We start from the raw sequence: 2,693 nt of genomic DNA on the forward strand, positions 1-2,693 counted from the left end.
TTTTTTTTATTAAAAAGCTGAAACTCCTAGAGGGACAAGGGGTTTGCTATCTTTGTTCGGGGGGAGTACTACGACCTCCCCCCATAGCAATCCATGATCCATGATCCAGACTAGTCCCTCCTAATTTTGAGCAAATAATTTTTGAAAGGGTTGCGACCTAGCAACACTTGAGGAAAATTGTTTAGTCGAGAAATTAGCTAGGAGAGGGACGGGGATTCGAGGTACGGGAGGGGTTTTAGGGGTGGAACAACCCCTAAGCGAAAGGCAGACGAAGGGGGTAGCTCGCAAGAGCGTCATTAGCCCCCGAGCATGACCTGAGCATGCCGAGGAGAAGAAAAAACGCTTGACGTTTTTGATGTCTCCGAGTCGGTCAGAATGACCGAGGCAGTGAATTTTTTGGCTAGCGTGAGCGACAAAAAAGAGGGTGCAACCCTTGCCTCGCAGAGCACAATCAGGAATGGCTTGCCGTTCCTTGTATTGTGTTACAAACATAACTTCGTATGTTTGACCGTCATACATAATGCAGTGGTTCACTTTTGACGTCAGTTCTACTTTTTCGTTTTGCTTTTTCTGGCATACTAATATTATCAAAGAAAAAAAGGAAGGTGTTTAACCATGATTAAACCTTATTCGATTTCACTTCACAACGGCACCAAGTGGAGCCGTCAGCACAATATCCGAGGGGCTGGGCTTGCTGAAAAAGAGGCTCACATTGACCCGAATGGCTATCACAAAGCCTTTATCGACGTGCCTTTAAGGGAATCTTATTTCCAGACTTTCGGGCAAGCGATTTTAGAGTACAATGCGAAGCAGACCCGTGCGGATCGCCAAATTGTCGATTATCTCGCCAAGGTTAAGGACGAGCACAAGCGAAGCCCGTCTAAGAAGCCTCACGCCTCCTACGAGATGATTTTGACAATCGGGAATAGGGATAACCACCCGAGCGTTAAAAAGGCTGAGGAGGTCGCTGAGGCGTGGTTAGAAGAGTTTCAGAAGCGCAACCCTAACGTTGTGGTTTTCGGGGCTTATTTCCACGCAGACGAGCCAGATTCAGCCCCTCACATGCATGTGGACTATTATTACGTCAAGCGTGAAAACAAGCGAGGTTTGAGCCTACAAGTTAGCCAAAACGGTGCTCTTAATGAGCAAGGCTATTTCCCGAAAAAAGAAGATGGCAAGTTTGTTACCCCACAAACTCAGTTTCAGCGAGATAGTCGGGAATTGCTACGTTCGATTAGTCAAGAAAAAGGGCTAGTGGTTGAGGAGCGTAGCGGACACCGAGAACAAAGGCAGCATCTTGATACCGAGCTTTATAAAAAGCAAAGCGAGCTGAATCGAGTTGAGCAAGAGCTTAACGAGAAAAGCCGTGAGCTTAAAGAGAAACGTAGGAAAGCCCAGTCACTAGAGAAGAGGGTAGAGAAGGCAAGGTTTGAACATGAGACTTTAACCGAGCAGAATCGACTGATGGAGATGAAAGCTCCGAATGAGATTCAGCTTGGGATTTTGGTTAATGAAAATAGCCGTTTGAAAAAGGCTTTATCACTCTTCCAGAAGGCTTTCAACGTAGTTGAAAAGGTAACTAAAGCCTTGACTTTTCCGAGTGGTCAAAGCGTCTGGGATAAACTTAAGAACAAGTTATTTAAAGGGCTAGATGAACAAGATTACAAGCATTTCCAAGAGGTAAGGCATGACCCAGACCTATTTGGCAAGGAAAGTAAATCGAAAGCGAAAACTATTAACGTTAATAGGGATTTTGAACGCTAGCGAGGCTTTATGCCGTGAAAGCTATTGCTGACAAGCTGGCTTAGAGTACGCTAGACAGTGACGAGCCGAAAGGCTTTAGACTTTCGAGCCGACACGTCAGCATGACGAAAAAGCCAGGTTACTTGTTGGCAATAGACCATGGAATAAATCGAGCAAGTGAAAAAGAGTAGTGTTGTAACTACTCTTCTTCTTGTTTGATAAGGGGGTCTTTCTCTGAAGACCGACGGACTGTGTTCCGAACGGAGATAGCCTCCATTCTGTCCATCTTGTCCTGACGCATTTTGTTACGTGCTGAACAGATGTATTTATCAATGACGTAGGTTGATGAATCTACGAGAAGTGGAAACCAATCGCCTCCACGATGAACCCTTGCGTATTGCATGAGTTCACGAAATTCAGTGATGCAGTTATCATCGATGAAGTCCATCATCTCGCCAATCATTTCGTACTTATCCATCTGACTGATTTGGAAGTAAGGGCTAATGTCTACGTTTCCGATAATCTCAATGTCAGATAATTCGTATTGAAACTTGTCTGGGTCGTCAATATGAATTAGATAACGGATTTGTCCTTTAATGCTAGTTACCTTTTGAGGAATAGGGCAATTAAAGGGTTCTAACAATGTTTTGACTTGTTCAAAAGTCTTGTTAGAGCTGAATTTAAAGACCACGTGATAATGTGGTTTTTTCTTTGTTCCGTCTGCTTGAATATCTCTGTCATGTAGTGGGCTGATAATAATATCAGTCATCATGTCACGTAGCAATGATTTCCAATCAGACGGTAAGGATTCTGGGTACATAACAGCAACCCAGTTCTTGCCTCGACTGTCTTTCTTTTGTGCCAAAAGTAGCACCTACCTTTCTTGCAAGGCAAGGCAGACTATGGTATAATTAGCGTAGAGAAACCAATCCAATGCCTGCCCGCCTTGG

General features: G+C 44.3%; 2 protein-coding genes. One reads left to right on the top strand and one right to left on the bottom strand.

Going from position 1 to position 2,693, the window contains the following annotated elements; all coding sequences use genetic code 11:
* The first annotated feature begins 615 nt into the window (after positions 1 to 615).
* Complete coding sequence (locus DW930_RS10335; RefSeq protein WP_123159984.1) at positions 616 to 1,764, top strand: plasmid recombination protein; 1,149 nt, start codon at positions 616 to 618, stop codon at positions 1,762 to 1,764.
* Positions 1,765 to 1,942: 178 nt separating this feature from the next.
* On the opposite strand, the gene DW930_RS10340 is transcribed toward DW930_RS10335, so the two are convergent.
* Positions 1,943 to 2,608, bottom strand: a complete 666-nt coding sequence (locus tag DW930_RS10340; protein WP_165851231.1) for a replication protein — start codon at positions 2,606 to 2,608, stop codon at positions 1,943 to 1,945.
* Positions 2,609 to 2,693 lie beyond the last annotated feature (85 nt).

This window comes from Streptococcus sp. AM43-2AT, assembly GCF_003603405.1.
In the GTDB taxonomy this organism is placed as follows: Bacteria; Bacillota; Bacilli; order Lactobacillales; family Streptococcaceae; genus Streptococcus; species Streptococcus ilei.